A 26,670-nucleotide genomic window follows, 5' to 3' on the forward strand; every position below is an offset into this window, starting at 1 on the left:
CCCGACGGGCCCGAGGGGAGCCACAATGGCAGTCAAGGAACATGCGATCGGCGAAGACACCGGCGGAGAGGAGTATCTGGCCTTCACGCTGGGCCGTGAGGAATACGGCATCGACATCCTGAAGGTGCAGGAAATCCGCGGCTACGAGACCGTTACGCGCATTGCCAATGCGCCCGATTTCATCAAGGGTGTGATCAACCTGCGCGGCATCATCGTGCCGATCGTTGATCTGCGCATCAAGTTCCAGCTCGATCGCATCGAGTACAACCAGTACACCGTTGTGATCATCCTGAACCTGATGGACCGCGTGGTCGGCATCGTGGTGGATGGCGTGTCGGACGTGCTGACGCTGCAAAGCCAGCAGATCAAGCCGGCGCCGGAATTTTCGGGCGCGCTGGATACGGAATACATCCGTGGCCTGGGCTCGATCGATGAGCGCATGCTGATCCTGGTGGACATCGAGCGCCTGCTGATGTCGGCTGACATGGCACTGTGCGACGAAGCAGAAACGGCTTGATCGCAAGATGAATCCGGCCGGGCGCGGCGTGCGTGCCCACGGCAAAAGAGGCTGGGCCACAGGGGGTCCGGCAGGGCGACAAGACACCGTGATAACAGGTGCGGCGCCGTTAGGGGAGGGAAGCATGTTCGGCAAGATGACCATCCGGCTCCGCTTGGGGCTGATGATGGCAGGCATTGGTGTGCTCGCCGTGATCGTGGGTGTGGCTGGCCTGATCGGCATGCGGCACGCCAACACTCGCGTGCAGGACGGCTACGCCGTGCAACTGGCGGGCACCGTGGCATTGGCTGAGTCCGATTCCAGCCTGCTGAGCTTTCGCATCGTGCTGGACCGTGCAGCCATGGCGCCCGACGCGCCGGGCATGGAGAAGGCGATCGAGCGCGCCAGGATGTTTCTCGACAGGTCTGACGCCGCCTGGAAGCGCTATCGCGCGCTGCCCGCCACGGCAGACGGGCGCAAGCTGGCCGATGAGGCCCAGGGCCTGCGGGATGTTTTTCTACGTGATGGCGCACAGGTGCTGATGCAAGCTCTGCAAGCGCGCGACGAGGCTCGCATCAACAAGACGGTCATGGACGTCATGCCCGCCCTATACCGCCCCCTGGGCGATAAGGTGACGGCGCTCAACCGCCTGCAGATGGACGAGGCCAAGGCCAGCTACGAAGCCAGCCAGCACGAGCACACCATGCTGAGCACGCTCACCACCAGCCTGCTGCTGGGCGGCATTCTGGCGGGTGGGCTGCTGACGTGGGCGCTGCGCCGTTCGATTACGCTGCCGCTGGTGCGCGCCGTCGAACAGGCCGAGCACATCACGCAAGGCGATCTCACGCACACCATTCGCGTTGGGCGTGCGGATGAAACTGGCCGTCTGCTGCTGGCCCTGCAACGCATGCAGGAAAGCCTGCAGAAGATGGTGGGGCAGGTGCGCTCGGGCTCCGACTCGATTGCCAGCGCCACGCAGCAGATTGCCTCCGGCAATGCAGACCTCTCGCAACGCACGGAGCAACAGGCCTCTGCGTTGCAGGAAACCGCGTCGAGCATGGAAGAGCTGACGAGCATCGTCCGCCAGAACGCTGACAACGCACGCCAGGCCAGCACGCTGGCCGGCAACGCATCGGACATCGCCGTCAAGGGCGGCGAAGTGGTTGGCCGCGTGGTGGACACCATGGCCGGCATCAACGACAGCAGCAAGAAGATCGCCGACATCATCAGCGTGATTGAGGGCATTGCCTTCCAGACCAACATCCTGGCGCTCAATGCGGCGGTTGAAGCCGCACGCGCAGGCGAACAGGGCCGCGGCTTTGCGGTGGTGGCGGGTGAAGTGCGCAGCCTGGCGCAGCGCTCGGCCACGGCAGCCAAGGAAATCAAGGCGCTGATCAGCGACTCGGTTGGCCGCGTTGAAAACGGCACCGCGCTGGTGGCGGAAGCGGGCAACGTGATCGACGAGGTGGTCGTTGCCGTGAAACGCGTGACCGACATCATGGGCGAGATCAGCTCGGCTTCCGACGAGCAAAGCGCCGGCATCGAGCAGATCCACCACGCTGTCACGCAGATGGACGAGGGCACGCAGCAGAACGCCGCACTGGTGGAGCAGGCCGCCGCCGCCGCGACTTCGCTGCAGGAGCAGGCCAGCGGGCTGCGCCAGGCCGTGGCGGCGTTCCGCACGCAAACCGGTACGCAGGCGAATGTGCTGCCGACGGTGCCTGGGGTTGTCCGGGGCGTTGCCCCAGTCGTTGCCCCAGTCCCTGCCCCACTCGCTGCCAGGCCGGTGCCAAAGGCCCAGGCTGTGCCGCGCCGTGCCGCCCAGCCGAAGGCCGCAGTCGGAACTGCCGCTGAACCCGCAGTGCGGGCCAGCGCCAAAGAACAACAACGCGAGCGCGCCGCCGCCGTGACGAAAGCGGCCGTGTCAGCGCCCAAGTTGCCAGTACCCAAGCGCGTTGCCGCAGGCGGCGACGGTAGCGACTGGGAAACCTTTTGACCATGTATGCACGGGATCTTCGCTGCTCGCGAAAGCTCTCTCGTGTGTGTTTGTGGTGTGCAGCCTGCCCTTCGGGGCAGGTTTTTTTTTGCCTGGGCGATCACTCACTGAAGCTGGGGCGACCCCCCACTGAAGTGGCATGACCCCACGGCGGTTCTAAAGGGCCGCCCCCCACGGGCCGATAGCGGTCAGGGGGCATACAAAAAAGAGGAAGGGGTAGACAACATGGGTTGGATCAAGCGTTTGCCGGTGTCCACGGTACTCACCGGCGGTTTCCTGATCGTGGCCGCCATGGGCGCAGCCATTGGCGGGTTGGGCATCTATACGATCACGCAGTTGACCAAAGCCAGCGAAGAGCTGGCACAGAAGCAGATGCGCGCCATCACGCAGATGGGCAGCGCGGCCAACAGCCTGGCGCATGCCAGCCGTGCGCAGACGGCGCTGCTGATTGCCACCACGCTCACCGAGCGCAAGACACTCAGCACGCAGATTGCAGACAGCATGCTGCACCTGAAAGACGGCGTGGAGAATGTCCGCCCGCTGTTCACGTCGGACGAAGGCAAGAAGATGATCCGTGAGGTCGATGCGATCTACCCCGTCTGGGGCAAGCGCATGACCGACTTCGTGGCGCTGATGGACAAGCAGGGTCTTGACCCGACCCAGTTCGACAGCCGCGTCACGGCCGAGAACGTTGGCCTGCTGGACGACACCGCCGCCTTTGAAAAGACGCTCGACAAGATGGTCAAGCGTGTGGAGGAAGTCTCTGCCGCTTCCACCGCCCGCGCCCGCGATGACGCACAGCGCTCGCGCCTCGTGATGATGGTGATGGCCTGCGCGGGCGCGCTGCTTGGCATCGTGTTGGGCATCGTCATCGCACGCCGGCTGTCGCGCCAGTTGGGCGGCGAGCCATCGTACGCGGCCGATATTGCCCGCCGCATTGCCGCCGGCGATCTGGCCGTGCACGTGCAGACCCGCCCCGGCGACCAGAGCAGCATGCTCTTCGCCATGGCGCAGATGCAGCAGCAACTGACCGGCACCATCACCAACATCAAGAGTTCGGCCGACTCCATTGCCAGCGCCACCAAGCAGATCGCGGCCGGCAATGCCGACCTGTCGCAGCGCACGGAAGAGCAGGCCAGCTCGCTGGAGGAAACCGCTTCCAGCATGGAAGAGCTGACCAGCATCGTGCGCCAGAACGCCGACAACGCGCGGCAGGCCAGCCAGCTTGCGGGCAGCGCGTCAGACATCGCCGTCAAGGGCGGGCAGGTGGTGGGGCGTGTGGTGGAAACCATGGCCGGCATCAACGCCAGCAGCAAGAAGATCGCTGACATCATCGGCGTGATCGAGAGCATTGCGTTCCAGACCAATATCCTCGCCCTGAATGCAGCGGTGGAAGCCGCGCGCGCGGGCGAGCAAGGCCGCGGCTTTGCAGTGGTGGCGGGTGAGGTGCGCAACCTGGCCCAACGCTCGGCGACGGCGGCCAAGGAGATCAAGGAGCTGATCGGCGATTCGGTTGGCCGTGTGCGCAACGGTTCGGCCCTGGTGGCCGAAGCCGGCACGGTGATCGAGGAAGTCGTGGTGGCCGTGCGCCGCGTGACTGACATCATGGGCGAGATTTCCGCCGCGTCGGACGAGCAGACCAGTGGCATCGAACAGGTCAACCAGGCCGTGAACCAGATGGACGAGGTTACGCAGCAGAACGCCGCGTTGGTGGAGCAGGCCGCCGCCGCCGCGCTGTCGCTGGAAGAACAGGCGCAGATGCTGCGCAATGCCGTGTCGGCCTTCCGCACGGACGCCGCCGAGGAACAGGCGGTGGCGGCGCCGGCTGTTGTTTCGGCGCCTGCCGTGCGTAGCGAGGTCCGCCCGGAGAAGACCGAGGTGCTGCCCTCCGTGGCCCGCGCCTTGGCTTCGCGCAAGACGGCCAAGCCGGCAACGGTGCCGGAGCCTGCCACCGAAGAGGTTTGCGCCACTGCTTCTGCCGCCCCGGTTGTTGCACAAGAAGAAAAAGCGCCCCAAGAGCCACACGCGCCCCAAGAGCCACACCCGCCACACCCGTCACACGCGCCAGTTGCCCCCGTGGTTGCCGCCGTCGTTTCGGCAGCCGTGATTCCCCCGACCCTCAAGCTGGCAGCCGGTTCTGCCGATGAAGATGACTGGAGCACGTTCTGACGCCAGCCTCGTCCGCAGCAAACTTGGCGCGGCACTGCGGTAGCAGTGCCCGCCAACGATTGAAAGCGGGCATCAGGACTCGCCAAACACGGGGTTAGTTATCCATGGCAGCACAAAATTTGGCGCCAGTCTCGCCGACGCTCGCTTCGCGCGAGTTTTCATTCACCGCGGAAGATTTCGGCCGCATCCGCGACCTGATCTATCGCCGCGTCGGTATCTCGCTGTCCGACCGCAAGAGTGAGATGGTCTACAGCCGCCTGGCGCGCCGCCTGCGCGTAGTTAACCTCGGCTCCTTCCGCGATTACCTCGACGCGCTGGAAAAAGGCCATCTGCCCGACGAGTGGGAAGCCTTTACCAATGCGCTCACCACCAACCTGACCGCGTTCTTTCGCGAGCAGCATCATTTCCCGATCCTGGCCGAACACGCCAAGGCCCGCCGCACGCCGTTCACCGTGTGGTGCTCGGCGTCGTCAACGGGCGAAGAGCCTTACTCGATCGCCATCACGCTGGCCGAAGCCTTTGGCTCGATGTCGCCCAGCCAGGTGAGCGTGGTCGCCTCCGACGTGGATACGAATGCGCTGGCCCGTGCCCGCGCCGGCATTTATCCGATGGAGCGCGTGTCGGCGCTGTCGCCCGAGCGCCTGAAGAAGTACTTCCTGCGCGGCACCGGCAAGCAAGAGGGCTATGCCCGCGTGCGGCCCGAGCTGCAGGCCATGATCGATTTCCGCCAGATCAACCTGCTCGATCGCGATTGGCCCCTGCAGCAGAAATTCGACGTGATCTTCTGCCGCAACGTGATGATCTATTTCGATAAGCCGACGCAGGCCAAGATCCTTGAACACTTTATCGACGTGATGAAACCCGACGGCCTGCTCTTTGCCGGCCATTCGGAGAGCTTCCTGCAGATCAGCAAGGCGTGGTCATTGCGCGGCAAAACCGTGTACGAAGTCGCGCCCGAGCTGCGCGCCAGGATGACGGGGGCACGATGATCGACTTTGGCAAACGGGCGCCCCCGCAATCGGCTGCCGACATTGTGCGCAGCGATAGCGGCACCAGCGGCATGAGCGCGGGCGCCATGGCCACGCTCGCGCAATCGGCCGCCAGCACCCACGCTTACTACGACACCACCTTCAGCCGGCGCGCCATGAAAGTGCTGCCCGGCGAGTACTACGTCACCACCGAAGACCTGATGCTGGTGACGGTGCTCGGCTCGTGCGTCTCGGCCTGCGTGCGTGACAAGACCCTCGGCATTGGCGGCATGAACCACTTCATGCTGCCCTCGCGCAGCGAGGGCGAATCGATCCTGTCGCCGTCCATGCGCTACGGCACGCACGCCATGGAAGTGCTGCTCAACCAGCTCTACAAGGCGGGTGCCCGGCGCGAGCGCCTGGAGATCAAGGTGTTTGGTGGCGCCGCCGTGCTGGCCGGCATGAGCACGCTGGACGTGGGCGAACGCAACGGCAAGTTCGTGCTCGAATTCCTGCGCAACGAAGGGCTGACGGTGGCCGCCAAAGACCTCTTTGACGTGCATCCGCGCAAGGTGTATTTCGTACCGTCCACCGGCCAGATCATGGTGCGCAAGCTGCGCTCGCAAAATTCGGCGGCCGAGCTGGACAGCGAAGCCCAATACGCCAGCAAGCTGTCGAAATCCATCACGACGAAACCCGCTTCGCGCCTGCAACTGTTCACGTAATCCCGCAATCCCCGTAATTCCTGACACTTGCTTCCAACATGAACGACAAACGCAAGATTCAGGTGCTGTGCATCGACGATTCCGCACTGATCCGCAGCATCCTGAAGGAGATCATCAACAGCCAGCCGGACATGGAAGTGGTGGGTGTGGCGCCCGACCCGATCATCGCGCGCGAGCTCATCAAGCAGACCAATCCGGACGTGCTCACGCTGGATGTCGAAATGCCGAAGATGGACGGCCTCGACTTTCTGGAAAAACTCATGCGCCTGCGCCCGACGCCGGTGGTCATGATTTCCTCGCTCACGGAGCGCGGCTCGGAAGCCACGCTGCGCGCGCTGGAGCTGGGCGCGGTGGATTTTGTCGCCAAGCCCAAGCTGGGCATGCGCGACGGCATGAACGAATACGCCGATCAGATTGCCGACAAGATTCGTGCGGCTGCCCGCGCCAAGCTGCGTCCGCGCGCGGCAGCCCCCGCGGCTGCGCCCGTGTCGGCATCGGCGCCCGGCGCACACGTTCGCGCAGATCATGCACCGGCCGCGCCGGCTCCGGCCCGTACCCATTTCTCGTCGACGGAAAAGCTCATCATCGTGGGCGCCTCCACCGGCGGCACGGAGGCCATCAAGGATTTCCTGCTGGAAATGCCGCCCGACTGCCCCGGCATCCTGATCGTGCAGCACATGCCGGCGGGCTTCACCACGTCGTTTGCCAAGCGGCTGGACGGCCTGTGCCGCATCCGCGTGAAAGAAGCCGTGCACGGTGAACGTGTGCTGCCTGGCCACGCCTACATCGCCCCGGGCGACATGCACCTGTCGCTGGGCCGCAGCGGCGCCAACTACGTCACCGAGCTGGATCAGGGCCCGCCGGTCAACCGTCATCGCCCGGCGGTGGATGTGCTGTTCCGCTCGGCCGCGCGCAACGCCGGGGCCAACGCCCTGGGCGTGATCCTGACCGGCATGGGCCGCGACGGCGCGGTCGGCATGCTGGAAATGCGCAACGCGGGCGCCTACAACGTCGCCCAGGACGAGGCGTCCTGTGTGGTCTACGGCATGCCCAAAGAGGCCGTGGCCCATGGCGGCGTGCACGAAGTCCTGCCGCTGTCGCAGATCGGCCCGCATGTTCTGGCCAGGTTGTCAGCCCATGGCCGCGTGACGCGCGTGTAACGCTTACCTTTGCGGGTACATTGGTTGCGGGGCGCAGCAGTCAGGCGCCCCGAAGCGTTACGGCGCTCAAGAAACAGCCTGGGACGCCGATAACACTGCCAAGGTAGTCCCGAAACCCCCCATTTCAGTTAGTTTGCGGAGATTGTGTCCATGGACAAGAGCCAGTACCGATTCCTCGTCGTCGACGATTTCCCGACGATGCGCCGGATCGTGCGTAACCTGCTCAAGGAACTCGGTTTTGCCAACGTCGACGAGGCCGAAGACGGCGCCGCCGGCCTGGCCAAGGTCAAGGAAGGCCGGTTCGATTTCGTGATCTCGGACTGGAACATGCCCAACATGGATGGCTTGCAGATGCTGCAGAGCATCCGTGGAGACGCCAATCCGGTCATCAGCAAGCTGCCCGTGCTGATGGTCACGGCCGAAGCCAAGAAGGAAAACATCATTGCCGCTGCCCAGGCAGGTGCCAACGGCTACGTGGTCAAGCCCTTTACGGCAGCCACGCTGGACGAGAAGCTGGGCAAGATTTTCGAGAAGCTCGAAAAGGGGGCGTGATGAGCGAGATGCACGATGGCGCCCAGGTGCAGGCCGCAGAAGGCGCAGACCACGGTGACATGCCGGAAATGCTCCAGCGCATCGGTCACCTCACGCGGATGCTGCGTGAAAGCATGCGTGAACTCGGCTTGGACAAGAGTGTGGAGCGCGCGGCATCGGCCATTCCCGACGCACGCGACCGCCTGAACTACATTGCCAACATGACCGAGCAGGCAGCCACCCGTGTGCTCAACGCCATTGACGCCGCCCGTCCGGTGCAGGACGCGCTGGAGTCCGACGCCGAGGCGCTGGTCAACCGCTGGCAGTCGTGGATGGACCGCCAACTGGGCGATGACGAGATCCGCGATCTGGTCGGCCAGACCAACGGCTTCCTGCGCAGCGTCCCGGAAAAGACGCGTGACACGAACCAGCAGCTTATGGAAATCCTGATGGCTCAGGACTTTCAGGACTTGACTGGCCAGGTGATCAAGAAGGTGCTGGATGTCGTCCAACTGATCGAAAGCCAGCTTGTTGGCATCCTGCTCGACAACGCGCCAGAACACCTGCGCGTGGAAGCTGCGCAAGTTGCATCCACGCTGCTCAACGGCCCGCAGATCAATCCGGACCATCCGGACGTGGTTGCCAACCAGGAGCAGGTGGACGACCTGCTGGAAAGTCTGGGGTTCTGAAGCGCTGAACCGTCTGCACGCTCCCTGAAACGCCCGCCTTCCGGTGGGCGTTTTCGTTTGTGACGCAGGCGGTCATTTCACGGAAAAAGCGGGCTCGGGCGGGCTTTTTCCGTGCTTCGGCTGGACAGTGCTGCGGGAATAATGCAACGGTCGGCCATGGGGCCGATGGTGTCCATTTACCCTCGCCAGCCCACCTTTCTCGTCCGGCATGTCCGAAGAAAGCGATCTCGAAAAAACTGAAGCCGCCTCTCCGAGGCGCCTCGAGCAGGCGCGCGAGGAAGGCGACGTTCCCAGATCAAGGGAACTGGCTTCGTTCGCCCTGACCGCGGTGTCTGCGGGCGGTTTATGGGTCATGGGCGATTCGATCGTGCGGGCCGCGTCGTCTTTTCTGGCGCGCTGCCTGGAGTTTCACCGCTACAACTACACAAGCGGGCAGGACCAGTGGAACTATGTGAGCGGCCAGTTCATGCCGCTGGCCATGGCGCTGGGCGCTCTGATGCTGATGCTGGTGATTGCCGCGCTGTCGCCGCTGGCGCTCACGCGCGGGGCCATCTCGTTCAAGCCGCTGGCGCCTGATATCTCGCGCCTGTTCAAGCTGCAGGGCCTGACGCGCATGTTCTCGCTCGAGGGGCTGATGGAGCTGCCTCGCCTGCTGATCAAACTGTTCCTGATTGCCGGCGTGGGCTGGCTGCTGGTCCGTCACTACCGTGGCGACCTGATCGAGCTGCCGCAGCAAGACCTGGGCGTTGCCATGCGCGACACCCTGCATGTGGCCGGTGTGGCCTTCCTGTGCATGGCGGCCGTGATGATGCTGGTGGCAGCGGTGGATGTGCCGCTGTCATTGTGGCAATACGCGCGCAAGCACCGCATGACCAAGGAAGAAGTACGCAAGGAGCACCGCGAGTCCGAGGGCGACCCGCACGTCAAGGGCCGCATCCGCAACCTGCAGCGTCAGGCCGCCCAGCGCCGCATGATGGCCGACGTGCCCAAGGCCGACGTGATCGTCACCAACCCGACGCACTACGCCGTGGCGCTGCGCTATTCCGAGAAGGAAGGCGGCGCGCCGCGCGTGTTGGCCAAGGGCGCCGACATGGTGGCCGCCAAGATCCGCGAGCTGGGCACGGAGCACAAAATCCCCATCCTGGAAGCGCCCCCGCTGGCGCGCGCGCTGTATCGCCATACCGAGATCGGCCACCAGATTCCAGAAGCGCTTTACGCCGCCGTGGCAGAAGTGCTGGCTTACGTCTACCAACTGCGCCGTCTGCATCAGGTGGGTGGCCGCGCGCCGGTACGCCCGACCGACCTGCCAGTGCCCGCCGATATGGACCCAGGGCCGCAACCCGGCCCCGACGACGAGCCCGACGACGCATAAGACGTCATGGATTTGCGCACGGTTTTTATGATCCGCATCCTGGTCGAGCCAGCGTGGGCCGGCATTCCAGCGGGCGTCTGCAATGTGTGCGCCTCGCACTCACCCCATCGACCCTGACACAGATTGGTTCCGCGCCCGTGGCGAGAACAATGCCGATTGGGAAGGGCGATGCGGTTTCTCAGCGCCGACGCTACTGCCTCGTGCAACTGACATAGGACTTCGTGCAGGCCGCCGCTTTGCGGCTTCGCATGCGCCCTCTGTGTGACATAAGTGGCACTTGTAGCACTTGTATTTGCGGCCCGCGGTAGGTGGCACCGTGGCGGCGGCGTCTTCCGCTTCCGCACCCCTCGGTGGGAGGGTATTTCAAAGAAAAGCCGCCTTTTGGGCGGCTTTCTCACGTCTTCAATTTGGCGGCGCCCCCGGCAAGATGGCATCCATCGAAAAAGCCCCCTGCTGCACGCCCCGCCAATGAACGCCGCACTGCTCCGAGTCACCGACATCCTGCGCAAGGGCGACTTCCGCTCCGCCGCGGGCCCGGTGCTCATCATCCTGATCCTGGCGATGATGGTGCTGCCGTTGCCGCCGTTCATCCTGGACTTGCTGTTCACCTTCAACATCGCGCTGTCGATCATTGTGCTGCTGATCAGCATGCACACGCTCACGCCGCTGGATTTCTCGTCATTCCCCAGCATCCTGCTGATCACCACGCTGATGCGGCTGTCGCTCAACGTCGCCTCCACCCGCGTGGTGCTGATGGAAGGCCACACCGGCCCGGACGCCGCCGGCAAGGTCATCGAAGCCTTCGGCCACTTCCTGGTGGGCGGCAACTACACCGTTGGCATCGTGCTGTTCGTCATCCTGGTCATCATCAACTTCATGGTGATCAGCAAGGGCGCGGGGCGCATTGCCGAAGTCAGCGCGCGCTTCACGCTCGATGCGATGCCCGGCAAGCAGATGGCCATCGACGCCGACCTGAACGCCGGTCTGATCCGTGAAGACGAAGCCCGCAAGCGCCGCACGGCCATCGCCCAGGAAGCCGAATTCTTCGGCTCCATGGACGGTGCCAGCAAGTTCGTGCGCGGCGATTCAGTGGCGGGTATCGCCATTTTGCTGATCAACATCATTGGTGGTCTGGCCGTGGGTGTGCTCCAGCACAACATGGACATTGGCCACGCGGCTACCAACTACACGCTGCTGACCATTGGCGACGGCCTGGTCGCGCAGATTCCTGCGCTGGTGATCTCCACCGCGGCGGGCATCATGGTCAGCCGCGTTTCGACTGACAAGAACGTCGGCCAGCAACTGTCGAGCGAGCTGTTTGCCATGCCGATGGTGCTGATGACCACCGCCGGTGTGCTGGGCCTGCTGGGCATGGTGCCGGGCATGCCGCACATCCCGTTCATCCTGTTTGGCGGCGGTCTGGGCTATCTGGGCTGGTATCTCAAGAAGAAGCGCGAAGTGCCCGAAGTCGAGCCGGTACTGCAAGCCATTGCCCCGGTCGATACGCCCGAAGCGAGCTGGGACGATGTGTCGTGGGTCGACGTGCTGGGCCTGGAGATCGGCTACCGCCTGATCCCGCTGGTCGATAAGAGCCAGGACGGCGAGCTGCTGCGCCGGATCAAGGGCATCCGCAAGAAGTTCACGCAAGACATGGGTTTTCTGGCGCCGGTTGTGCATATTCGCGACAACCTGGAGCTGGGCCCGTCGTCGTACCGCATCACGCTCAAGGGCGTGGAAATCGGCCACGGCGAGGTGCAGCAGGGCAAGTTCCTCGCCATCAACCCCGGTGGCCAGGATGGCGTTGGCGGCTTTGGTGCCAATGGCGGCCAGGGTGGGCGCTTGGGCACGCAACTGCCCGGCACCCCCACCGTGGACCCAACCTTTGGCCTGCCGGCCATGTGGATCACCGCCGATGTGCGCGATCGCGCGCAGGCCGAAGGCTATACCGTGGTCGATTGCAGCACGGTCATCGCCACCCACGTCAATCAGTTGATTTACACCCATAGCACCGAGCTTCTCGGCCGTTTGGAAGTCCAGCAGTTGCTCGATCATTTGGGCAAGGAAGCACCGAAGCTGGTCGAAGACGTTGTGCCCAAGCTGTTGCCCGTCGCGACCGTGCAGAAGGTGCTGCAGAACCTGCTGGACGAAGGCCTGCATATCCGCGATATCCGCACCATCGTCGAGACGCTGGCGGAACACGGCGGCAGGACGCAAGACCCCGCTGAACTCACCGCCGCCGTGCGTGTGGCGCTGGGCCGGGCGATTGCCCAGCAGCTCTTTCCCAACAAGACCGAAATGCAGGTCGTCACGCTTGACCCGAATCTGGAGAACATCTTGCTGCAAAGCGTTGTTGGCTCTAACGCCGGCCCGATCGAACCGCAACTGGCAGATTCGCTCATGCAAGCGGCCGCCGATTCGTCGCGCCAGCACGAGCAGATGGGCCAGACGGGCGTCCTGCTGGTGCCGCCCGCACTGCGCCCGATGCTTGCCCGCCTGTTCAAGCGTGCCGCACCCGGCCTGCGCGTGCTCTCGCACGCAGAAATTCCAGATCACAGAACGATTAAGGTTGTCGCCATGCTTGGAGGCCGCGCATGAAGATGCATCGATTCACCGGACTGACGTCGCGCGACGTCCTGCGCAAAGTCCGCGATCAACTCGGCGATGGCGCTCTGATTCTGTCGAACCGCGCCGTGCCGGGCGGCATTGAGATCATCGCCGCGTCGGATACGCACGTGGACGCGTTGGTGGACACGCAGTCGTCGGCGCCCAAGACGGCACAGCGCCGTCCGATGGCACCGGCACCGATTCCCGAGCCCGCACCGATTGCCGCTGCAACCGCAGCCGTCGTTGCCGCTCAGGCACCGGCTGAAGCGTCCCTCCAGGCGGAAGCCCCGGCACCCAACGCGCTGGCCCGTCTGCGTAACCGCTTTATTGCTTCGCGCCGTGCCCCTGCGCAGGAAGACGCGCCGGTGGCCCCGGTGGCCGCTGCCCAGGCGAAGCCGGCTGGCCGCACGCTGCAAACGCGCGTGGATGATGACGTGGCCTTTGGCGAAGAAGATGCGCTGGTGGCGTCCACCCGCATGCTGGCCGGCCTGTCGCTGGATCGCGCCAACCTCGACGTTGCCCAGTCTGCCGCACAGGCTTTGGCCAGCACCGCTCAGTTCATCGCCCGCCGCACCACGGTGGAAGACGACGCGCCGGAGATGGAATCGACCGCTCGCTTTGCCGCCAGCCGTCAGCCCGCTCGTGAACAGGCACGCGAGCAGGACGAGCGCCCGGCCACGCTGCGCAGCTTTGCAGAGCGCGTGGAAGCCCAGGCCCGCTCCCTCCGTGCAGAGCAGAAGATGGACGCGCCGGTGAAGGCGCGTGTCGAGGCGCAAGCCGATGCCCACATTGATGCCCGCAAATCGTCCGACATTTTCGTCCGTGTGGAAGACACGATGGCCAAGCCCGAAGCTCCGCGTGAAGACCTGAGCCTGCAGCGTTCGGCCATCCAGGCCGACGTGAAGGAAAGCATTCGTGCCGAGACCGACGTGATGACCCGCCGCATGGTCAGCGAGATCGACGTGCTCAAGAGCACGCTGAACGACGCCATGTCCAGCCTCGCCTCGCTGGGCGTGAAGCTGGGCGATCCGGTGCGCACGCGCCTGTTCCAGACCATGCTCAACGCAGGGTTCTCGGCACAGCTCACGCGCTACGTGCTGGAGAACATGCCGCAGCACGACACGTATGAAGGCGCGCTGGATTTCGTGCAGCGCGCGATTGAAAAGAACCTGAGCACCGTGTCGGATGAAAACAGCCTGCTCGACCAGGGCGGCGTGTTTGCCCTGATGGGCCCGACGGGTGTGGGCAAGACCACCACCACCGCCAAGCTGGCTGCGCGCTTCGTGCTGCGCCATGGCGCATCGCGTGTGGCACTGCTCTCGACCGACAGCTACCGGATCGGCGGGCATGAGCAACTGCGCATCTACGGCAAGATCCTGGGCGTCTCTGTGCATGCCGTGAAAGACGCGCAAGACCTGAGCCTGGCGCTGAACGATCTGCGCGAGAAGCACGTGGTGCTGATCGACACCATCGGCATGAGCCAGCGTGACCGCGCCGTGTCTGAGCAGATGGCGATGCTGCACGCCGTGGGCCCGTCGATCAAGCGCCTGCTGCTGCTGAACGCTGCAAGCAACGGCAAGACGCTCGACGAAGTGGTGAGCGCGTATTGCAATGCCCACCAAGGCGACGCCAATCTGGCCGGCTGCATCCTGACCAAGATCGACGAGGCCGCCTCGGTTGGCCACGCGATGGACGTCATGATCCGCCGCCGCCTGCCGCTGCACTACGTGTCGTACGGCCAGCGCGTGCCGGAAGACATTGCGGTGCCGAACAAGAAGCTGCTGATCCACCGCTCATTCCGGGCCGGTGCCGAGCAGTCGTCGTTCACGCTGGATTCGGATGAATCGTTGCTGGTGGCGCAAGGCTCTGCACATGGCGTCGCCAAGCGCGAACCCGGCCTGGCCGCTTTCGATTTCGCCTGACAAGGGGGCGACCATGACAACGCCATTCGCCAAGGATCAAGCCGCAGGGCTGCGGCGCATGCTGGGTCATGCCGCTGCCCGCCGCGTGCTGGTGATCGGCGCGGAAGAGCAGGTCGATGACTTTGTCGACAACCTGCGCATTGCGCTGTCCGCCATGGGCCGCGACGCCGCCGTGGTGAGCGCCCAGACCACGCTGGCCATGGCCGGTGTGCTGGAGCAGCACGACGAGACGGCGGATGTGACGCTGGTGGCCGCACATTTTGGCACCCGTGCGCTTGGCACCGTGGCCGAAGCCTGCGACGACGTGCTGCTGACCTTCTCCGATGGCCCGGACGGCATCAAGAGCGCGTACACGCTGCTCAAGAAAACCGCCGTGCTGCAAGGCACGAATCGGCAAGGGCGTGGCATTCGCGCCGTGGTGTGCGGCGCGCATTCGGTGGACTCTGCTGTGCGCGTGTTCGGCAACCTGGCCAACACCGTGGGCCAGTACCTGAACACCCGTATCGATTTCGCCGGCTACCTCCCTGAGGACCGGCACGTAGAACTCGCGCTCTCGCTCGGCAAGCCCGTGGCGAGTGCGTTTCCCGCATCGCCTTCGGCCATGGCCTTCCGCCAGCTTGCCGAAGAGATGTTGAGCTGGGCCAGCGCCGAGGCCCAAGCCGGTGATGGCGGTGCGCCGTCGCGGGCGGTCATGTCGGCGCGGGCACCGGCACAGCCGGCAGATGAATCGGCGCAGGCAACGTCAATGTCGGCAGCAACATCGACTGCGACGCTCCGCGCCACCGCACGCGCGGCCGAATTGGTTTATTGAGGCGCAGCATGAACGAAGCGTCAAAGGCAGGCATGGATATGTACACCGCAACCGGTCGCAAGACCAAGTCCGACGAAATGGCCACGTATGCCCCACTGGTACGTCGCATTGCCAACCAGATGATGGTCAAGCTGCCGGCCAGCGTTGAGTTGGACGACCTGATCCAGGCCGGCATGATGGGCTTGCTCGACGCGCTGTCGCGCTATGAAGAAACGCAGGGCGTGCAGTTCGAGTTCTATGCGGCGCAGCGTATTCGCGGTGCGATTCTGGACGAACTGCGCGGCTCGGATTGGCTGCCGCGCGGCCTGCGCCGCAACGCCCGCACGATCGAGCAGGCGATCCAGAAGCTGCAGCAGCAGAAGGGCCGCGCGCCCACTGAAACCGAGATTGCCGCAGCGCTGGGCATGTCGCTGGCCGACTACCAGAAGCAACTGGTCGACCTGCAAGGCAGCCAACTGCTGTATTACGAAGATTTTGACCGCGAAGACGCTGACGCCTTCATCGAGAACCGCGCCCCCGAGAACGACGCGACGCCGCTGGACCAATTGCTGGACCACGACCTGCGTGAATCGGTGGTCGCCGCCATCGAGGCGCTGCCGGAGCGCGAAAAGCTCATGATGAGCCTCTACTACGAGCAGGACCTGAACCTGCGCGAAATCGGCGCCGTGATGGGCGTGTCGGAATCGCGCGTGTGCCAGATCCACAGCCAGGCGATTGCCCGCATCCGCTCGCGCCTGCGTGATCGCGCATGGTTGCCGACGCCGACCTGATCGGATGCCGGCTTAACCTCAGCTTTACCTGCCAGTTTTTTACTGCGCGGCCTGCGAGTCATCTCGCGGCCGCGTTTTGTCTTTGGGCACTTCTGTGATGGTTGTGACGAGGCGTTCGGTGGCGGCATCCCACACGCGGGTTTCGCCATGCCTGAAGAGGACAAAACGCTCGGCGGGCACGTTGGCCGCCTTTAATGCATTGGCCAGATCGGTGATGGGCTGGTCCAGCGCTTCGTCCGTCAGCGCGAACGTGCCCCAGTGGATGCCCACCGATTGCCGCGCGCCCACGTCGTGCATGACCTGCACGGCTTCGGCCGGGTCGATGTGCTGCGTCTTCATGAACCAGCGCGGTTCGTAAGCGCCCACGGCAATGGCGGCCACATCAAAGTGGCCGAAGCGCGCACCAATGTCTCGCGTGTCTTGCGAATACCCCAGATCGCCCGAGAACCAGAAGCGCAGGCGCGGATGCAGCAGCGCCCAACTGCCCCACAGCGTCCGGTTGCGGTCGTACAGGCCGCGCGCAGACCAGTGCTGCACGGCGCACAAGCGCGCTGTGAACGGGCCGAATTGCGTCTCGTCATCCCAGTCGAACGCGCGCACGTTGGGTTTGTCGCCGCCCAGGCGCGTGCCACGTACGTTGCGTGCAAACCAGCGATCAATGCCCAGCGGCACGAAGAACATCGGCGCGCCACCCGGCTGGCGCATCAGCGCCCGGACGCTGGCCTTGTCCAGATGGTCGTAGTGGTTGTGCGAGAGCAGCACCAGGTCGATATGCGGCAATTGCCTGAGCGACAGCCCTGGCGGCTGGTGCCGGCGTGGGCCCGCAAATGGCAGCGGCGACGCGCGCTTGGAGAACACGGGGTCGGTCAGTACGTTCAGCCCGTCGATTTGCAGCAGCAGCGTTTCGTGGCCAATCCAGGTGAGTTGCGGTACGTCGGGCGGCTGGTGCACGGCGCTCAGTTTGGGGGCAACGCAAGAGAGATCCTGGGTGGGCGGCTTGGGCAGCTTCAGGCGCCGGCGTTCGCGTTGCCACTGCCAGAAATCGCCGTCGGGACGTGGGTGGGGATAGCGGTTGCGGAATCCGTCCGGCGTGTGGTGGGGCTTGGCCGGATCGTAGTGGGGATTCTTCATGGCGTCGCAGGGCGTGGGCGAAACAGGCAGGTGAGGGAGGTGGCTGCAATATCAAGAAATATCAACTTGTGTTGGGTTCTGAACAATGGCGGCGGCGCTGGCTAGGCTGGAACGGCATCGCCGAGGCGTGCTGCCGCAGCCTATTTCTGCTCTGAGGGAGCCGCAGCAGCCAAACCAACCCATACCGCCGTTCACCGTTCACCGCTCACCGTTCTCATAGCGCCATCATGCATCCACATCCTCACCTGGCCGGTCAGGCCGATGACACGGACGTGCGGGACGTGCATAAAAAAGGGGGCTGCTAGCCACTTGATAGTCAGTCAAGAACATGGCCATGAACACCAGACAGCTGTACTTGCAGATGCCCGGTTTACTGCGTTTCCCATCGTTTCGACGCCTCCGTCGCTTGGCCGCCATCGCGCACCTCCGCGCTTTCTACTGGGCGATTCCACACGACAGATCAGCGGCAGTGCCACTTGGCTGGCGCAATTGCCGTCAGGCGCGATTGTCGGCATCAACGACTACCGGCTGATTGGCGAGACAGCCGAACTGGCCGATTTTCATCGCCGGCAGGGCTATCTGCACGGGCGCTGGGCGCACGGCCTGGTCAGCCTTGGCGGTGGCAGTGCAGCCACATTGGCGGTGGGCGGTGAGGCCGGAGACAGCCACTATGCCGTCATTGAACAGGCGGAAACGCCGCTGCAGCAACAGACCGCGCTTGGGTGTCACGGCGTGTTCACTACGCCAACCATGGTGGGCGCAAGCGGCCCCGCAGGCCGGGTGAATGGCACGCTCGACATGGTCTGGCATGACGGCACCCTGCGTCTGATCGGCAACCTCGAGATCGAGGCCAACGGCGAGCGGGCGAGCCTGCCGGTTCGCAATTACCAGCCCGACATCGGCACCACATGCCGGGGCGGCAGCCCATTCGGCAACAGCAACTATGACCTCACGCCAGCGGTAACAGAGAACGGCATGCTGCGCTGCGTCATCCTCTACCGGCGGCGCTTCGATTCGGGTGCGCTTTATCAGGGGGTGGCGATGTTTGAAGCGCACACGCATTTCAGAACGCAAAATATGTACACAAAAAACGATTGAAATTGTTGACAGAAAAATGGCAGGCCTCCAAGATTCCGGCAAATACGCGGCATCACGCTGCATGAATGCTGGCGGATAGATCCCACCCCCATCCGCCTAAAGCACGCTCCTGGCATTGACACGGGAGCGGCCACAGGAGACAAACCATGCGCCAATCCCCCGGCCAACCCTCGCCTTCTTCGTCAACAATTGCTGACGCCGTTGTTGACCCCGTTGTTGACCCAGTCAACGAGCTGCTGCCGCTGCCGCGTTTGTTTGCCCTTGGCCTGCAACACCTGCTGGTGATGTATGCCGGTGCGATTGCCGTGCCCCTGATTGTTGGCAATGCGCTCGGCCTGTCGAAGAGCGATCTCTCGTATCTGGTCAACTGCGACTTGTTTGCGGCCGGTATCGGCACGCTCATTCAATCGCTCGGCTTCCTGATTTTCGGGATTCGCCTGCCGGTGATGATGGGGGTCACATTTGCTGCGGTTGCACCCATGATCGCCATCGGCGTGGAGCCTGGCATGGGGCTGCCCGGCATCTTTGGCGCGTCTATTGTCTCGGGCGTCTTCGGGATTGCCATTGCGCCGCTCATGGGCAGGCTCCTGGGCCTGTTCCCGCGCGTGGTGACGGGCACGGTCATCATGCTGATCGGCTTTTCGCTGTTGAGCGTGGGCATCAACTGGGCGGCCGGCGGTCAGCAGATGATTCCGCAGGTGGTGGACGGTGTGCGCCACATGGTGCCGAACCCCGCCTTTGGTGATCCGTTTGGCCTCGCCATTGCCGCGCTGGTGCTGGTAACGATCCTGCTGTTGACCAAGTTCGGTAACGCGCTGCTGTGCAACATCGCCGTGCTGCTGGGCATCGTGACGGGCACGCTGGTGGCTGCCGCCTTCGGCAAGGTGTCGCTGGCCGACGCGAGCGCCGCGCCGCTGATGACGCTTGTCACGCCGTTCCATTTCGGCATGCCCAAATTTGAGCTGTCAGCCATCATCTCCATGTGCATCGTGATTGTGATCACGCTGGTGGAATCGACGGGCATGTTCCTCGCCCTGTCGCACGTGGTAGGCAAGCCGATCTCGCGCAATGAACTGACGAACGGCCTGCGTGCCGACGGCCTGGCGACGGTCGTGGCGGGCGTGTTCAACACGTTTCCGCATACATCGTTCTCGCAGAACATCGGGCTGGTGTCGATCACGGGCGTGCGTTCGCGCTATGTGGCGGCCGCCGGGGGTGTGTTGCTGATTGTGCTGGGGTTGTTCCCGAAGCTGTCGTACGTGGTGGCATCGGTGCCGCAATACGTGCTGGGCGGCGCGGGGCTGGTGATGTTCGGCATGGTGGCCGCAGCCGGCATCCGCATGCTGGGCATGGTGGATTTTCAGCAGCAGCGCCATAACCTGCTGATCATCGCGGTGTCGGTGGGGTTTGGCATGATGCCGACGCTGGCGCCGGCCTTCTTTCACCATTTCCCAGACTGGACGCACCCGATCACCCACAGCGGCATCGTGCTGGGGACGCTGGTGGCGGTGGTGCTCAATGCCTGGTTCAACGGTATCCGAGGCGCGCAAGAAATCATGCATGGTGCAGCCGCTGCGGCGCACTGATTAGCGCAATCTGCACACACGCAACACCCCGCGTCCGGCGGGGTGTTTTGCTTTGGCGACACCAACCCGCATGCCAAGCGTTTGCCATGCCATTGCGCTGTGCAATTCGCGCGTTTTCACGGTTTTGCAAATAAAGCGTCTTAGGTTGAGCCGATCTTCGGGGGAAGAGAGGGAAGCCATGCAAGAGCTATCTGCACGATTCGAAAAAACAGATGCGGGGCGCCAAGAAATCGCCACGCGCAGCGGGGCGCTGAGCCGTTCAAGCCGCGCGCTGCTCATCATGGTGGATGGACAGGTCACGGGAGAGGATCTGGCCATGCGTGCCGGCCAGCTTGGCCTGCAAGCGCAGGCCGTATTCGAGCTGGTGCAAGCGGGTTTGATTCAGCGCGCGGCCGATGCGGCCGGCGAGCCGACCTTCGTCCAGGTTGCGGAGCCGCAATCAGAGGCGCCCCAGCCCGCAGCGGCTAAGCCAGCAACAGCCAATCGCAAGCGCTCGCTGGCCGCCGCGCGCATGTACCTGATGGACATTGCCGCGCGCACGTTCACCTCGGCGGAGCACCCGATCCGCCAGCGCCTGGTCGAGGCCACCGATCGCGCCTCGGTAGAGGGCGCATTCGATGCACTGATGGCGGCCTTGCGCGAGGCCACATCGGCATCAATGGTGGAGCAGGTTGAAATGTCGTTCCGCGGGTTCCTGCCGGCCGAAGACGGCGTGGTCAACTGAACCAACCGCACGCATCACGCTGCCTGCTGCGCGACTCGCGGGGTTTGGCAGCGCGGTATCGCTGCGGCAGCATTTCAGCCGGACGTGTCACACGTCGCCCAGCGCCTACCGCGCCTTGTTTGCGCAAGCCTGAAAGTCAGAAGCGGCTGGTGAGCCGCCGTGGGGTTACTTGCTCAACTCGTGGCCGATGACTGCGCCTGCGGCGGCGCCCCCGATCGTGCCGGCCGGGCTATGTGTCAACTCGTGGCCTGCCACACCGCCTGCCACTGCGCCGCCTGCCGTACACGCCGTGAGCGTGGGAGCCAGCACCGCAATGGCGCACACCAGCGCTGTTTTCCATGCGTTCATGATGCCCTCCTGAATTGCCGGCCAGAGCAGCAGCCGGCATATCCCTCAGTCGAGCAAGTCGCGTGCCGCACTCACATAAACAGCGGCGAGAGCGACAGATGCGACAGTGCGATCACGATCACCTGCGCAATCACCAGCAAGATCAGTGGAGACAGATCCAGCCGCCCGCCCAGCGGCGGCACCACACGTCGGATCGGGCGCAGCAGCGGGTCAACCAGCGTGTTGAGCACCGCGCCCATGGGCGATGCCGGCCCCATCCACGACAGCACGGCGGACGCAATGGTCACCCACACCAGCACGTTGAACGCCCATTTGAGCACCGTGAAGAGCGCTGCCACAAAGCCCATCGGCAAAAACGCCACCGGGCTGATACCCACCGACGCCAGCAGCAGGAGCAGATATACGAGCGCCGTCGCATAAGCGGCCACCAGCGATGACCAATCGATATAACCCGTGGCCGGAATCACCCGGCGCAGCGGATGCACCAGCCAGCCGGTGAGCTGAAAGATTGCCTGCGACAACGGATTGCGCGGTGACAGCCGCACCGCCTGCGTCCAGGCGCGCAGGAGCAGCGCGGCGCCAAAGAGCGTGAAGATCGTGTCGAGCAGAAAACGCGTGATATCGCCGAACATGCGTCCGGTTCTCCTATGGTCAGGTCAGGCAAGAGTGCGCTGCAAACGCCGCGCGCTTGGGGCGCGGTATTGTCGCATGGCAATCTGCGCGTGGTCTGTACGGCGATGTGTCTGCGCACCGGCGTTGCATTGGCGTATTGTGGGGGCCGTTTGCTGCCGCTTTACTGCCACGTTGCCGTTCCTTGCCGGGAGACCTGCCTTGAAGTCACATCTGCTCCGCACGCTGTGCGCGTTGGCGTGCCTGTCTGCTGTGCCGCATGTGAATGCGCAGGCCGACACCACGTTCGCTGTCGAATCGCCCGCGTTTGCCGACAACGGCGTCATGGACCGCAAGTACGCTGGTAAGAATCCCGCGAACGCCAGTTGCACGGGCGAGAACGTCTCTCCGCCGCTGCGCTGGTCCAACGTGCCGGCCGGCACCGCCAGCCTGGCGCTGATCGTGACTGACCCGCAGGGCGGGGGTGGCCTGGGCGTGAACCACTGGATGGCCTACGGCATTCCGGCCACGCAGACGAGCCTGCCGGAGGGGGCCGGCGCAGGTGCAGGTGCAGGCACCGGCAGCGCAATGCGCATGGGCCAGAACGCCATGGGCAAGCCGGCCTACCTCGGGCCGTGTCCGCCTAAAGGCACGGGCATGCACCACTACGTTTTTGTGCTGATCGCCACAGACCTGGCGCCAGACGCGCTGCCCAACGGCCTCACCCGCGCTGAACTGGATGCCGCGCTCAAGGGGCATATCAAGGGCGCCGCTGCCTGGATCGGCCGTTTCGGCAACTTCTGACGTGAGTGGGCCGGCCCGCGCACTCAATGCGGTGCGGCCGGCTCCGTGCCTTTGCGTTTGAGCCGGGCGGGCGCAGACCTTAGTACGCGGTGCCCGCCATCTCGCCCGCCATGGCGGCGCTGGCAAGCGCGTTGAGATACGCCCACGGATAGATGCCGCGCGCATGCCCATCGCTGAAGACCAGTTGCACGCCGTAACCAGCGGGCTCAATGGCAGTGATGCGCACGTCGGGCGGCACGTTGATCGGCATGCCGTGATGGCGCCTGAACTGGCATTCAGCGCAGCGGCACGCCCCACGCAACGCAACGTGGCCGAGCACCACAACGGCATCTGCCCTATGCAGCCGCAGCCGGCCTTGTGCGATGTCGTTGTCGATGCGCTCAGGGGGCAGCACGCGCGCTCTCGATTTGTGCCAAGGCAATCCGCACGGCTTTGACGACTTCCGGGTCGCCATCGGTTTCTGCGCTGCGCAGGGCGGGCAGGGCCGCGGCTTCACCGGTTTCACCCAGCGCCAGCGCGGCTTCCTTGCGCAGGTTGCTGATGGGGTGCGTGAGCAACGCGGCAATCGCATCAACGGCATGCGCAGCGCGCCAGCGGCCAAGCGCCCTGGTGGCCTGCAGACGGACTTGCCAATACGCATCAGCCAGCGCGCCGGCCAACGCCTGCGTAACACGCGCCTCGGGCGCCAGCGCACGCAACTTGCCGAGCGTGCTTGCGCTTTCCTCTCGCACGCGCCAGGCGGGGTCGTGCAGCGCATCAAGCAGCGCGGGCAGCACAGCGGCATCGGTAGCAAGGCCGAGCGCGCCCACAGCCGCACGGCGCACTTGCACATCAGCGTCATGACGCGCGCGCTCCGCCAACGCAGGCAGCGCGCCCACATGCTTGCGCCAGCCGAGCACCGCCACGGCTTCGCGGCGCACGGCAGCATCGGCATCTTGCAAGGCGAGCAGCGCGGGCGCTTCGCTTTCCGGCACGCGCAGCTCACGCAAGCCACGCAACGCGGCGGCGCGCACAAAGGCGCTCGCGTGGTCAACATAAGGCAACAGCGCAGGCGCAGAGTCTGGCGATTTCAAATCTCCCAAGCCGATTGCCGCCGCATTCCGCACGGCGGCATCGGTGTCTTCCAGCGCGCGGGCGAGTGCGGCCACCGTATCCGGTTGTTCCCAAGTCGCAACGATGCGCGCGGCTTCCAGCCGGACTTCAGGCGCCGGGTCACGCGCCAGCAGCGCAATCACCTCGGGCAACGCATCGGCGTCTTCCTCATCGGCAAGCTGCAGGAGCGCGACGTGGCGTGCGGCGGCATCAGCGTCGTACAGACGCGGCAGGTGTGTTGTCGTCATCGCCACCTCAGCGCAGCAGATATGGGATGTCGACCTTGACCGCGCCGGTCGGGCAGTCCTGCTCGCAGGGCATGCAGTACCAGCACTCGTCGAACTGCATAAAGGCCTTGCCCTTGGTCAGATCAATAGCGAGCAGGTCGAGGGGGCAGACGTCTACGCACACCGTGCAGCCCTTGTCGGCAATGCACTTGGCTTCGTCGATGGTGACGGGCGCGCTGCTGCGCGAGGCAATGTCGTGAGGCGTCTGGGTTGCGGGGGTGGTGTTGAGCATGGTCAGGCTGCCTTGGGGATGCGCATGTGCGCGTAGGAATCGGTGCCGCGCACATCGATGGGGACAACGTACGGCTCCACCGCCTGCTTGCGGCTGGCCATGGCGCCGTGTGTGTCTTTGTACAAGCGTGTGTGGCAGAACCAGTTGGCGTCGTCGCGCTGGGGGTAATCGGCGCGGTGGTGGTACAGGCCCCAGCGGCTTTCAGTGCGAAAGAGCGAGGCACGCGCGGCCATCTCCGCACAGTCGCGGATGAAGCTGACCTCCATTGCGCGCATCAGCTCGTGCGGGTTACGTGCGTGCAGGTGCGTGATGTCTTCGGCAATCTCGTCGAAGCGGCGGAGGCCGATTTCCATCTTGCGCGTCACCTTGGGTGGCTGCAGATAGTCGTTCACCATGCGGCGCAGCTTGTATTCCACCTGCGCGGGCGCGAGGCCGTGATCACGTTGCAGCGGCGCAAAGATGCGTGCGCGCTCGCGGGCGATCTGTTCAGCATCCACATGCCTTTCGCCTTGCTTGCCGGCAATGTAGTCCGCCGCGTTCTGCCCGGCAAACCAACCGTACGTGAACGCGCCCAGCATGTAGTTGTGCGGCACGGCGGCCATGTCGCCCGCGCTGTAGAGGCCGGGCACGGTGGTCTCGGCACGTGCATTCACGTACACGCCCGATGCACTGTGCCCGCTGCAGAAACCGATTTCCGAGATGTGCATCTCCACCATCTGCGTGCGGTAATCGGTGCCGCGCCCGACGTGGAAACGGCCACGGCTTGGGCGCTCGTTGGTGTGCAGGATGGTTTCGATGGTCTGGATGGTTTCTTCAGCCAGGTGGTCGAGCTTGAGGAACACCGGCCCTTTGCCGCCCTGCAGCTCCTGATAGAACTCCCACATCATCTGGCCGCTCCAGTAATCGCACTGGATGAAGCGCTCGCCGCGCGCATTGGCGGTGTAGCCGCCCAGCGGGCCCGTTACATAGGCGCACGCGGGGCCGTTGTAATCCTTGATGAGCGGGTTGATCTGGAAGCATTCCAGGTTGGCGAGTTCCGCACCGGCGTGATACGCCATCGCATAGCCATCGCCCGCGTTGGTCGGGTTTTCGTACGTGCCCATCAGGTAGCCCGATGACGGCAAACCGAGCCGCCCGGCCGCGCCGCAACTCAGCACCACGGCCTTTGCCCGCACGACAACACAATCCGCCGTGCGGCAATCGAAGCCGAGCACCCCGCACGCCGCACCATCCACGTCCGTCAGCACCCGCGTGACGACGATACGGTTGGTGATCTCCACCCGCGCGCGTTTGAGTTGCCGGTACATCACCTTCTTGATGTCGTGCCCCTCCGGCATCGGCAGCACGTAACTGCCCATGTGGTGCACTTTCTTGACGGCGTAGTCGCCCGTCTCGTCGCGCTCGAACTTCACGCCCCAGCGGTCGAGCTGTTCGATGGTGGCAAAGCTGTGCTGCGCATATGCATACACGGCCGATTGATCGACGATGCCATCGTTGGCCAGCGTGATCTCGCGCGTGTATTGCTCCGGTGTGGCATGCCCTGGAATGACCGCGTTGTTCAGTCCGTCCATGCCCATCGAGATGGCGCCGCTGCGCTTCACATGCGCCTTGTCGATCAACAGCACGCGCAGCGCGGGGTTGCGCTCCCGTGCCTTGATAGCCGCCATCGGGCCAGCGGTGCCGCCGCCCACGATGACGAGGTCGTACTCCAGTTCCAGCGTGTTCATACGGTGCCTTGCAAGGGGAAGATGGATTGCGTGGCGGCAGCCACTTGCCGATCCAGCCGAAGCCGGTACTGGAAAGCGTCGCCGCGAAAGTAGAGGCGTTCAAAGTCGATGGGCGCGCCCTGCGCATCGTGCGTCAGGCGTTCCACACGCAGCAGCGCTGCGCCTGCGCCCGTGTCGAGCGCGGCAGCAGTGGCGTGATCTGCCAATGCGGCGTCGATGGCCAGCGTGGCGTGGCCGAGCGCCACCCCTGCGTCCTGTTCCAGCACGAGAAACACATCGCGCGTCACAAGGTCTGCTCGGGCGACGATGTTGCCAAGTGCCTCCGGCAGCCATGTCACCTCAAGCGACACCGGTGATTGATCCAGCAACCGCACACGCTGCAACGCCGTCACGGGCGTACCGGGCGCCAGTTGCAGCGCCTGCGCCACATCGGCCGGCGCGGGCGTTGTCTGCAGCTTCAGCACGCGGTTGTGAATGGCATGGCCTTGTGCCGACATCGCCTCGGCAAAGCCCTGCAGCGCCGTCACGTTCTGAAACGCCCTGGGCTGGCTCACAAACGTGCCCCGCCCATGGCGGCGGAAGATCAGCCCTTCGTTTTGCAGATCGGCCAATGCCTGACGCACGGTGATGCGGCTGGCGTTGAACTGCGCGCCCAGCGCCGCTTCCGAAGGCAGCAGCGACGCGGGCGCGTAGCGGCCGCTGAGAATGCCTTCGCGCAGCGTGCCCCGGATCCGCTCATAGAGCGGCGGGCCCGGCTGGCGAGGTGAGGAGGGAGGTGTCGTCATCTTGGGGGCGCGGGTGTCAACTCGTCATAACAAG

General features: G+C 64.5%; 25 protein-coding genes. 17 read left to right on the top strand and 8 right to left on the bottom strand.

All coding sequences use genetic code 11. The features are described 5' to 3' along the window. Positions 1–25: 25 nt before the first annotated feature. The 13 genes from PSUB009319_RS02215 to PSUB009319_RS02275 all read left to right on the top strand — a co-directional run bounded on the left by PSUB009319_RS02215 (position 26) and on the right by PSUB009319_RS02275 (position 16,213). Complete coding sequence (locus PSUB009319_RS02215) at positions 26–517, top strand: chemotaxis protein CheW (RefSeq protein WP_124380609.1); 492 nt, start codon at positions 26–28, stop codon at positions 515–517. A 124-nt stretch (positions 518–641) separates the two neighbouring features. Continuing rightward, a complete protein-coding gene (locus PSUB009319_RS02220; RefSeq protein WP_124380610.1) occupies positions 642–2,492 on the top strand; it encodes a methyl-accepting chemotaxis protein in 1,851 nt (616 codons plus the stop codon). 225 nt (positions 2,493–2,717) lie between these two features. Then, entirely contained in the window at positions 2,718–4,661 is a 1,944-nt protein-coding gene (locus tag PSUB009319_RS02225) for a methyl-accepting chemotaxis protein (protein WP_124380611.1), read from the top strand. A 104-nt stretch (positions 4,662–4,765) separates the two neighbouring features. Then, positions 4,766–5,650: a CheR family methyltransferase gene (locus PSUB009319_RS02230; RefSeq protein WP_124380612.1), complete on the top strand. Its 885-nt coding sequence runs from the start codon at positions 4,766–4,768 to the stop codon at positions 5,648–5,650. Positions 5,651–5,736: 86 nt separating this feature from the next. Next, a complete protein-coding gene (gene cheD, locus PSUB009319_RS02235) occupies positions 5,737–6,354 on the top strand; it encodes a chemoreceptor glutamine deamidase CheD (protein ID WP_185453402.1) in 618 nt (205 codons plus the stop codon). Positions 6,355–6,392: 38 nt separating this feature from the next. Continuing rightward, positions 6,393–7,514, top strand: coding sequence for a chemotaxis response regulator protein-glutamate methylesterase (locus PSUB009319_RS02240; protein WP_124380614.1), 1,122 nt, complete (start codon positions 6,393–6,395; stop codon positions 7,512–7,514). 150 nt (positions 7,515–7,664) lie between these two features. Beyond that, positions 7,665–8,066, top strand: a complete 402-nt coding sequence (gene cheY / locus PSUB009319_RS02245) for a chemotaxis response regulator CheY (RefSeq protein ID WP_048933593.1) — start codon at positions 7,665–7,667, stop codon at positions 8,064–8,066. Further along, positions 8,066–8,734 carry a protein phosphatase CheZ gene (gene cheZ / locus PSUB009319_RS02250; protein ID WP_124380615.1) on the top strand — a complete coding sequence of 223 codons (669 nt, stop codon included), beginning with the start codon at positions 8,066–8,068 and terminating at the stop codon, positions 8,732–8,734. Before cheY ends, cheZ begins: the two co-directional genes overlap by 1 nt. Positions 8,735–8,942: 208 nt before the next feature. Next, positions 8,943–10,106: a flagellar biosynthesis protein FlhB gene (flhB, locus tag PSUB009319_RS02255; RefSeq protein ID WP_124380616.1), complete on the top strand. Its 1,164-nt coding sequence runs from the start codon at positions 8,943–8,945 to the stop codon at positions 10,104–10,106. A 468-nt stretch (positions 10,107–10,574) separates the two neighbouring features. Next, the gene (flhA, locus tag PSUB009319_RS02260; RefSeq protein ID WP_124380617.1) at positions 10,575–12,701 is read left to right on the top strand and encodes a flagellar biosynthesis protein FlhA; all 2,127 of its coding nucleotides are present in this window, start codon (positions 10,575–10,577) and stop codon (positions 12,699–12,701) included. Next, entirely contained in the window at positions 12,698–14,632 is a 1,935-nt protein-coding gene (gene flhF, locus PSUB009319_RS02265; RefSeq protein ID WP_124380618.1) for a flagellar biosynthesis protein FlhF, read from the top strand. The genes flhA and flhF overlap by 4 nt, the downstream gene beginning before the upstream one ends. Before the next feature lie 13 nt (positions 14,633–14,645). Then, positions 14,646–15,443, top strand: a complete 798-nt coding sequence (locus tag PSUB009319_RS02270) for a MinD/ParA family protein (protein ID WP_124380619.1) — start codon at positions 14,646–14,648, stop codon at positions 15,441–15,443. Between the two features lie 8 nt (positions 15,444–15,451). Continuing rightward, entirely contained in the window at positions 15,452–16,213 is a 762-nt protein-coding gene (locus PSUB009319_RS02275; RefSeq protein WP_124380620.1) for an RNA polymerase sigma factor FliA, read from the top strand. Positions 16,214–16,252: 39 nt separating this feature from the next. On the opposite strand, the gene PSUB009319_RS02280 is transcribed toward PSUB009319_RS02275, so the two are convergent. Next, positions 16,253–17,344, bottom strand: a complete 1,092-nt coding sequence (locus tag PSUB009319_RS02280) for an MBL fold metallo-hydrolase (protein WP_124380621.1) — start codon at positions 17,342–17,344, stop codon at positions 16,253–16,255. Between the two features lie 309 nt (positions 17,345–17,653). On the opposite strand from PSUB009319_RS02280, the gene PSUB009319_RS02285 reads away from it, so the two are divergent. The 3 genes from PSUB009319_RS02285 (at position 17,654) to PSUB009319_RS02295 (ending at position 20,752) form a co-directional block, all read left to right on the top strand. Continuing rightward, positions 17,654–18,442 (top strand): hypothetical protein, encoded by a 789-nt coding sequence (locus PSUB009319_RS02285; protein WP_124380622.1) that lies wholly within the window; start codon positions 17,654–17,656, stop codon positions 18,440–18,442. Between the two features lie 146 nt (positions 18,443–18,588). After that, complete coding sequence (locus PSUB009319_RS02290) at positions 18,589–20,028, top strand: nucleobase:cation symporter-2 family protein (protein ID WP_124380623.1); 1,440 nt, start codon at positions 18,589–18,591, stop codon at positions 20,026–20,028. A gap of 178 nt (positions 20,029–20,206) precedes the next feature. Then, on the top strand, positions 20,207–20,752 hold the full coding sequence (locus PSUB009319_RS02295; RefSeq protein ID WP_124380624.1) for a hypothetical protein: 546 nt from the start codon (positions 20,207–20,209) through the stop codon (positions 20,750–20,752). 165 nt (positions 20,753–20,917) lie between these two features. On the opposite strand, the gene PSUB009319_RS02305 is transcribed toward PSUB009319_RS02295, so the two are convergent. Both PSUB009319_RS02305 and PSUB009319_RS02310 read right to left on the bottom strand, forming a co-directional pair. Beyond that, complete coding sequence (locus tag PSUB009319_RS02305; RefSeq protein WP_124380625.1) at positions 20,918–21,100, bottom strand: glycine zipper 2TM domain-containing protein; 183 nt, start codon at positions 21,098–21,100, stop codon at positions 20,918–20,920. A gap of 71 nt (positions 21,101–21,171) precedes the next feature. Then, positions 21,172–21,732 (bottom strand): YggT family protein, encoded by a 561-nt coding sequence (locus PSUB009319_RS02310; protein ID WP_124380626.1) that lies wholly within the window; start codon positions 21,730–21,732, stop codon positions 21,172–21,174. Between the two features lie 199 nt (positions 21,733–21,931). Between PSUB009319_RS02310 and PSUB009319_RS02315 the strand changes: the two genes are divergently transcribed. Then, entirely contained in the window at positions 21,932–22,513 is a 582-nt protein-coding gene (locus tag PSUB009319_RS02315) for a YbhB/YbcL family Raf kinase inhibitor-like protein (RefSeq protein ID WP_124380627.1), read from the top strand. A 79-nt stretch (positions 22,514–22,592) separates the two neighbouring features. On the opposite strand, the gene PSUB009319_RS02320 is transcribed toward PSUB009319_RS02315, so the two are convergent. The 5 genes from PSUB009319_RS02320 to PSUB009319_RS02340 are packed head-to-tail and all read right to left on the bottom strand — an operon-like array spanning position 22,593 to position 26,636. Continuing rightward, positions 22,593–22,907 (bottom strand): DUF971 domain-containing protein, encoded by a 315-nt coding sequence (locus tag PSUB009319_RS02320; RefSeq protein WP_124380628.1) that lies wholly within the window; start codon positions 22,905–22,907, stop codon positions 22,593–22,595. Further along, positions 22,894–23,853 (bottom strand): HEAT repeat domain-containing protein, encoded by a 960-nt coding sequence (locus tag PSUB009319_RS02325; protein WP_124380629.1) that lies wholly within the window; start codon positions 23,851–23,853, stop codon positions 22,894–22,896. Before PSUB009319_RS02325 ends, PSUB009319_RS02320 begins: the two co-directional genes overlap by 14 nt. 7 nt (positions 23,854–23,860) lie before the next feature. Next, positions 23,861–24,124 carry a ferredoxin family protein gene (locus PSUB009319_RS02330; RefSeq protein ID WP_124380630.1) on the bottom strand — a complete coding sequence of 88 codons (264 nt, stop codon included), beginning with the start codon at positions 24,122–24,124 and terminating at the stop codon, positions 23,861–23,863. 2 nt (positions 24,125–24,126) lie between these two features. Beyond that, the gene (locus PSUB009319_RS02335) at positions 24,127–25,851 is read right to left on the bottom strand and encodes a fumarate reductase/succinate dehydrogenase flavoprotein subunit (protein WP_124380631.1); all 1,725 of its coding nucleotides are present in this window, start codon (positions 25,849–25,851) and stop codon (positions 24,127–24,129) included. Further along, positions 25,848–26,636 (bottom strand): GntR family transcriptional regulator, encoded by a 789-nt coding sequence (locus PSUB009319_RS02340; protein ID WP_124380632.1) that lies wholly within the window; start codon positions 26,634–26,636, stop codon positions 25,848–25,850. The genes PSUB009319_RS02335 and PSUB009319_RS02340 overlap by 4 nt, the downstream gene beginning before the upstream one ends. Positions 26,637–26,670: the final 34 nt, after the last annotated feature.

This window comes from Ralstonia sp. SET104 (assembly GCF_003851545.1).
Lineage (GTDB): Bacteria > Pseudomonadota > Gammaproteobacteria > Burkholderiales > Burkholderiaceae > Ralstonia.